The 6,504-nt window shown below is 70.6% G+C and carries 8 protein-coding genes; 7 read left to right on the top strand and 1 reads right to left on the bottom strand.

Features of this window, described 5'->3' with window-relative positions; genetic code table 11:
* The 5 genes from GZ67_RS0105470 to GZ67_RS0105450 all read left to right on the top strand — a co-directional run.
* On the top strand, positions 1-438 hold a 438-nt coding region (locus tag GZ67_RS0105470), incomplete at its 5' end, for an alpha/beta hydrolase fold domain-containing protein (RefSeq protein WP_029273798.1).
* Complete coding sequence (locus tag GZ67_RS0105465) at positions 435-2,033, top strand: flavin-containing monooxygenase (RefSeq protein WP_029262080.1); 1,599 nt, start codon at positions 435-437, stop codon at positions 2,031-2,033. The genes GZ67_RS0105470 and GZ67_RS0105465, both read left to right, overlap by 4 nt.
* An 84-nt stretch (positions 2,034-2,117) precedes the next feature.
* Positions 2,118-2,861 carry an SDR family NAD(P)-dependent oxidoreductase gene (locus GZ67_RS0105460; RefSeq protein WP_029262079.1) on the top strand — a complete coding sequence of 248 codons (744 nt, stop codon included), beginning with the start codon at positions 2,118-2,120 and terminating at the stop codon, positions 2,859-2,861.
* Complete coding sequence (locus GZ67_RS20065) at positions 2,858-3,298, top strand: acyl-CoA thioesterase (protein WP_051662359.1); 441 nt, start codon at positions 2,858-2,860, stop codon at positions 3,296-3,298. Before GZ67_RS0105460 ends, GZ67_RS20065 begins: the two co-directional genes overlap by 4 nt.
* A complete protein-coding gene (locus tag GZ67_RS0105450; protein ID WP_051662358.1) occupies positions 3,295-3,729 on the top strand; it encodes a nuclear transport factor 2 family protein in 435 nt (144 codons plus the stop codon). Before GZ67_RS20065 ends, GZ67_RS0105450 begins: the two co-directional genes overlap by 4 nt.
* On the opposite strand, the gene GZ67_RS19640 is transcribed toward GZ67_RS0105450, so the two are convergent.
* Entirely contained in the window at positions 3,716-4,750 is a 1,035-nt protein-coding gene (locus GZ67_RS19640; protein ID WP_051662357.1) for an MBL fold metallo-hydrolase, read from the bottom strand. The genes GZ67_RS0105450 and GZ67_RS19640 overlap by 14 nt on opposite strands.
* 88 nt (positions 4,751-4,838) lie before the next feature.
* Here GZ67_RS19640 and GZ67_RS0105440 point away from each other — a divergent pair, with 88 nt between their 5' ends.
* On the top strand, positions 4,839-6,236 hold the full coding sequence (locus GZ67_RS0105440) for an MFS transporter (RefSeq protein ID WP_136025704.1): 1,398 nt from the start codon (positions 4,839-4,841) through the stop codon (positions 6,234-6,236).
* Positions 6,233-6,504, top strand: a 272-nt coding sequence (locus tag GZ67_RS0105435) for an oxidoreductase (protein WP_029273797.1), incomplete at its 3' end; no start/stop codon positions are given. The genes GZ67_RS0105440 and GZ67_RS0105435, both read left to right, overlap by 4 nt.

The raw sequence follows: 6,504 nt of genomic DNA, 5'->3' as shown, positions 1-6,504 counted from the left end.
GATCGCGGCGCGAGCCCGGTCGTCGCACAGGTGCTGCTCTACCCGTTCCTCGACCCGACGATGTCCTCCGAGAGCCATCGCGCGAGGGCGACCGGCTACTTCGTCACATCCGAGCTCCTGGCGCACTACTGGCGCACCTTCCTCGGCGAGCGGCCGGGCCGCTTCGACGCCGACGTCACCCCGCTCGCGGTCGACGACCTCGCAGGACTCCCGCCCGCGATCGTCGTCACCGCCGGCCTCGACCCCCTGTGCGACGAGGGCGCCGACTACGCCCGGCGGCTCCGTTCCGCCGGCGTCCCGGTGACACTCCGCCACCACCCCGATCAGTTCCACGGCTTCCTGACCATCCCCGGCTACGGCCCCGGCTTCAGCGCCGCCGAGATCCTGTGGAGCGACCTCCGCTCCCTGACCAGCCCCGACCCGAAGGACCGCAGATGATCCCCGAACACGACGTCATCATCGTCGGCGCCGGCTTCGCCGGCCTATACTCCACGATCCACGCCGAGCGGGCGGGACTCGACATCCTCGGCCTCGAGGCCGGTGACGACGTGGGCGGCACCTGGTACTGGAACCGCTACCCGGGCGCCCGCTGCGACGTCGAGAGCATCGACTACTCGTTCTCGTTCGACGACGCCCTGCAGCGCGAGTGGCGCTGGAGCGAGCGCTACGCGACGCAGCCCGAGATCCTGCGCTACCTGAACCACGTCGCCGATCGGTTCGACGTCCGCCGTCACTACCGCTTCGGCGAGCGTCTCGCCGCCGCGTCCTGGGACGAGCGGGCGCAGCGCTGGGACGTGCGCACGGAGTCCGGATTCCAGGCCTCGGCACGCTGGCTGGTGATGGCGACGGGCGGGCTCTCGAAGCCGCAGCTGCCCGACCTTCCCGGTCGCGACGACTTCGCGGGTGAGGTCCTGCAGACCTCGGCCTGGCCGGAGGATCCGGTCGACCTGCGTGGCAAGCGGGTCGCCGTGATCGGCACCGGCTCCTCGGGGGTGCAGGCGATCCCGCTGATCGCACAGGATGCCGCGGAGCTCACGGTGTACCAGCGCAGCGCGAACTACAGCGTGCCCGCGTTCAACCGGACTCTCGACGATGGCGAGTGGCAGCGACAGCAGGACGACCTGGCGCGTCGGCGCGAACTCTCCTGGAACGGCGCCGCGGGGTCTCCGTGGACGAGCCACCCCGTCCCTTTCGCCGACGCCGACGAGCACGAGCGCCGCGCGGTGTTCGAGGAGAGCTGGACACGCGGCGGCGTGCTCTTCGCCAAGGCGTTCCAGGGGCTCACCGTCGACCCGGTGATCAACGACGCCGCCCGGGTCTTCTTCGAGCAGAAGCTCGCCGAGAGGGTGCCGGATCCCGAGACGCGCGAAACCCTCACACCGCGCGACCACCCGGTCGGCACCAAGCGCATCTGCACCGACACCGGCTACTACGAGACGTTCAACGAGCCGCACGTCGCGCTGGTGGACCTGCGCCGGGAACCCCTCGCCGCAGTGACCGCGACCGGCATCCGCACGACAGACGAGCACCGCGAGCACGACGTGATCGTGTACGCCACGGGCTTCGACGCCATGACCGGCGCGCTCACCGCGATCGACATCCGCGGACGCGACGGCCGATCGCTGCGCGAGGAGTGGACGGGCTTCCCCTCGACCTATCTCGGCATCGCCCTGCCCGGGTTCCCGAACCTGCTGGTGCTGAACGGCCCCGGCAGCCCCAGCGTGCTGTCGAACATGGCACTCACCTCGGAGCAGCAGGGCGACTACGCGCTGCGGATCATCGCGCACTGCCGACAGCAGGGGCACACGTCGATCGAGGCGCGGTCCGACGCGGCGGCCGCCTGGACGGCGCACTCCCTCGAGCTCGCCGACCGCACCCTCTTCGGATCGGCGCCGTCGTGGTACACCGGCTCGAACATCGCCGGCAAGGCACGGGGGTTCCTTCCGTACATCGGCGGCTTCAAGAACTACATCGATCGGTGCGAGGAGGTCGCGGCAGCCGACTACCGCGGTTTCGTGCTCTCCTCGCGGTGACGGCGCCCCGGTGATCGGGGCTGGCCTTCGACCTTCCGCAGCGCTAGAGTCAAACAAGCAAATGCTTGGGCAAAGGAGCATGGTATGGGTGCAGTCGACCTCGGATTCACAGCAGGAGACGCGGTGCTCATCACCGGCGCCGGGAGCGGCATCGGGCGGGCCACCGCCGTGCATGCGGCAGAACTCGGTCTCGCCGTCAGCCTCTGGGACCTGAATCCGATGGGCCTCGAGGAGACCGCCGAGCAGGTGCGCGCGACAGCCCCCGCCGTGCACACCTGGGTGGCAGACGTGTCGGACGACGCGGCCGTGGATGCCGGGTTCACCGATGCGGTGCGCGCGCTCGGGCCGATCCGCTACCTCCACAACAACGCCGGGCCGGCGTCCGCGTCAGAGATCCCCTTCGACCGGGCACTGGAGATCTGCGTGGGGAGCGTGCGCCGCATGACCGACACGTGGGCGGCCACCGGCCCCGGCGAGGGAGCCGCGATGGTCGCCACCACCTCGGTCGCCGGCAACCTCGTCGGCACCGACAACGCCTGGTACTCAGCATCCAAGGCCGCGATCATGGGCTACGTCCGCCACCTCGCCGCCCACCGCTCGGCGGAGTTCCGCTCCAACGGCGTGGCACCGGGCATGACCGACACCCCGCGGCTGGCGGGCTTCGCGGGAAGCGAGACCGGGCAGCGCGTGCTCACCCGCATCCCCCTTCAGCGCATGGCCACACCCGACGACATCGCGTGGGCCGCACTGTTCCTGTTCTCCCCGCTCGCCGGCTACATCAACGGCGTCTTCCTCCCGGTCGACGGCGGCTGGACGGTGACGCAGTGATCGAGGTCGACCCGCGACCGATCATCCACTCGCACAGGGTGCGCCTCAGCTATGCCGACACCGACCCGGCCGGCATCCTGTACTACGCCGCGTGGTTCCCCAAGATGGAGGGCCTGCAGTCGGAGTTCCTGTTCCTGCAGGGGCTGCGTCAGGACACCCTCATCGAGCGCTTCGGGTGGTGGACGGTGTCGCGGGCCACGACCTGCGAGTACCTGGCCGCCGCACGTCTGTTCGACGAGATCCGGATCGACCTGCGGATGGGTCGGATCGGGAGCACCTCGTTCCGGTTCGCGTTCGAGATGACCAGGATCGAGGACGACGCGATCGTCGCTCGTGCCGAGAACACCGTCGTCGCGGTCTCCCCCGAACAGGATCCGGTTCCCATCCCCGCCGACCTGCGCGCGCACCTGCGGCGCTGGGCCGGGGAGGCGCCGTGAACGTCGACCTGCAGGCCATCGGCGATCGGCAGGAGATCGCGATGCTCCTCGCGCGCATCGCCCAACTGGCGGATGCCGGCGACCCCGAGCAGTACATCGACTGCTTCACCCCGGATGCCGTCTGGGACCTCACCGATGCCACGGACCTCCCGATGGATGTGCAGACCATCTCCGGTCGTGCCGCCCTCCTCGCCGGCGTGCAGGAGCGCCGCGCCGCGGGCATCCAGGGGCCGGGCTCGCACACTCGGCACGACGTCTCGAGCATCACGGTCGAGGTCGCCGGCGATCGGGCGACCGCGCGTTCGTACTTCCGCTACTACCGGGGCACCGACGGCATCCCGACGCTGGCCGCCATGGGCGTCTATGCCGACGTGTTCGTGCGGGGCGAGTCCGGCTGGCGACTGCACCGCCGCGAGATCAGCCGCGGCTGAGCCACGCTGCCGCACGCCCGCTGCGGACCAGACCGAGGTGCATCTCGGTCTGACGCAACGCCGAGTGCAGCCAGAACCCGTCGAGCCCCTGCCAGCCCGAGGTCCAGGTGAGCCTGCTCGCGTAGGCCCACACCGATCGGTCACCGAGTTCCGCGGCGAGCGCCGCCACCTCTCCGGCGCGACGCAGGTGGTGGGCGGCTATCCGTGCGCGGCGTGCCGCGAGCCCCGTGAAGCGGAACTCGTGTCCGGGCAGCACCGTGAAGTCGTCGAACTCGGCGAGGCGGTCGAGCGACGCCAGCAGGTCGCCCATCGGCTCGTCCCCCGCGAGCACACCGATGCCGACACCGGAGTAGATGCGCGGCAGCACGTGATCGCCGGTGAAGAGCAGGCGGGCGTCACGGTCGGCGAGACAGATGTGCCCGCCCGTGTGACCCGGGGTCGCGATGACCTCGAGCCGCCTGCCAGCGAGCTCCAGCACGTCGCCGTCACCCACGAGCAGGTCGGGCTCGACGTCGCCCGTGAGCGACGGCCGTGTGAACGAGGCCAGCAGTTCGTCATGACGCTCGTCCGGCACGCCCCATCGCGCCAGAGTGGCCCGATACGACTCGGGGTCCCGCGCCGCAGGATCGACGGCCGCGGCGAGCACCCGTCGCTCGGCGGCGGACATCACGATCCGCGCACCGGTGAGCGTCCGCACGCGTTCGGCGAGACCGAGATGATCGGGGTGGTGGTGGGTGACGACGACCGTCGCGATGTCGGGCAGCGACCGTCCGGCCGCCCTCATCGCCCGCTCGATGCGCCCGAGGTTCTCCGCGGTGTCCCACCCGGGGTCGACCAGATGCACCCCATCGTCGCCGACGAGCGCGTAGGCGAGCGTGCCGGGGAGAGTCCCTTCCGGGATCGCCACGGGGATGCCCCAGAGACCGTCGCCGAGGTCGGCCGCGTCGCGCAGGAGACCGGCTTCCCAGGCGTCACGCTCGGCCTCATCGACGGGGACGACGTCATCCGCTCGGCTACTCATCCCGCCACCCTAGCAATCGCTTGTTCATTTGACGAGATCCGGATAGCCTGACGACAGGGACGGCGCTCCTGCGAGTGGAACGGTGACGGTGAAGTCGGAACGAGAACGGCACGAGCGCGTGGTGGTGGCCCTGCTCGCCGCCTGCGGAATGCTGACGTCGCTGCAGTTCACGCTCATCGTCCCTCTCCTCCCGCTGGTCCCCGAGCTGCTCGACACCACGGCGGCCGACGCCTCCTGGCTGATCACGGTCACCCTCCTCGCCGGGGTGGTCGGCACCCCGGTCGTCACCCGGCTCGCTGACATGCACGGCCGCCGCCTCCTCCTGCTGGTGTCGATGGGGCTGCTCGTCATCGGCTCCGTGATCGCCGCCGTGATCTCCGGGTTCACGGCCGTGCTGATCGGCCGCGCACTCCAGGGTTTCGGCACCGCGGTGGTCCCGATCGGCATCGGCCTTCTGAGCGCCCTCGTCTCGCGTCGGCGGGCCGTCCTCGGCATCGCCCTCATGAGCGGCACGCTCGGCATGGGCTCCGCACTCGGGCTGGTCCTCGCGGGGCCGCTGCTCGAGTGGGGAGGTCTGCCGACCGTCTTCTGGTGCTCGGCGGTCGTCGGCGCCCTGTTCTGCGTCCTGATCCGGGTGCGCATCCCCGAGGCGCCCACCGGCCCGAGTCGCGCCTTCGACCTCATCGGCGCGGTGCTGCTCACCCTCGGTCTCACCGCGCTGCTGCTGGCGATCTCCCGGGGACAGTATTGGGGGTGGGCGAGCCCGCTCACCCTGGGGTTCGGACTGCTCGCGGTCGCGACTCTCGTGCTCTGGATGCTGTGGGAGCGGCGACATCCGGCCCCTCTGATCGACGTGCGCACCGCCATGCGCGCCCCGATCCTGCCCATCAACATCGCCTCGTTCTTCGCCACGTTCGGGATGTACGCCAACCACCTGCTCACGACGCAGGAGGCCCTCGCGCCGACATCCACGGGCTATGGACTCGATGTCGCCACGGCCGCGGCCGGGCTGTTCCTCCTGCCGTCCGCTCTGACGATGATCGCGCTCGCCCCTCTCGCAGCGCGCGTCATCACGCGCTTCGGCGGTCAACGCGCACTCCTGCTCGGATCGGCGATGATGGCGTTCGCCTTCCTGTTACGAGTGCTCTTCCACGGCGGCGCCCTGCCCGTCCTCATCGGGTCCGCCCTGGTGGGCGCGGGTGTCGCCTTCGCGTTCGCCGCGATGCCGTCGCTGATCACCGCCTCGGTGCCCTCCGACGAGGTGGCTACGGCGAACGGTGTCAACTCCGTCATCCGCACCCTCTCCGGCGCCGTCGCCGCCGCGCTCTTCGCGTTCGTGATCGCCGCGCTCCCGTCGACCGCCGATCCCGCCTTCCTCTCCGAGCGGGCGCTGCAGCTGTCGCTCGGCTTCGCCGCAGCGTGCGGCGTGGTCACCGCGGTGCTCGCCGCCTTCCTCCGCCTGCCCCATTCCAAGGAACCCGCATGAGCCTCTTCTCTCCGCTGACCCTGCGCGATGTGACCCTGCCGAACCGCGTGGGCATCTCACCGATGTGCATGTACGCCTCGCGTGACGGACTGGTCGCCGACTTCCACGTCGCGCACCTCGGCCGCTTCGCTCTCGGCGGTGCAGGGCTCGTCATCGCCGAGGCGACGGCCGTGCACCCGCACGGCCGCATCTCGCCGTTCGACACCGGGCTGTGGAGCGACGAGCAGATCCCCGGATGGCGACGGGTCACCGCGCTCGTGGCCGCGTC

This window comes from Microbacterium sp. Cr-K20 (assembly GCF_000708325.1).
Classification (GTDB): domain Bacteria; phylum Actinomycetota; class Actinomycetes; order Actinomycetales; family Microbacteriaceae; genus Microbacterium.
The sequence above is the reverse complement of the archived record's forward strand: the minus strand, read 5'-3'. Positions and strand labels throughout refer to the sequence as shown.

Coding starts and splice junctions, on each gene's coding strand:
- GZ67_RS0105460 (WP_029262079.1), top strand. CDS start 2,118: ATGGGTGCAGTCGACCTCGGATTCACAGCAGGAGACGCGGTGCTCATC.
- GZ67_RS0105465 (WP_029262080.1), top strand. CDS start 435: ATGATCCCCGAACACGACGTCATCATCGTCGGCGCCGGCTTCGCCGGC.
- GZ67_RS19640 (WP_051662357.1), bottom strand. CDS start 4,750: ATGAGTAGCCGAGCGGATGACGTCGTCCCCGTCGATGAGGCCGAGCGT.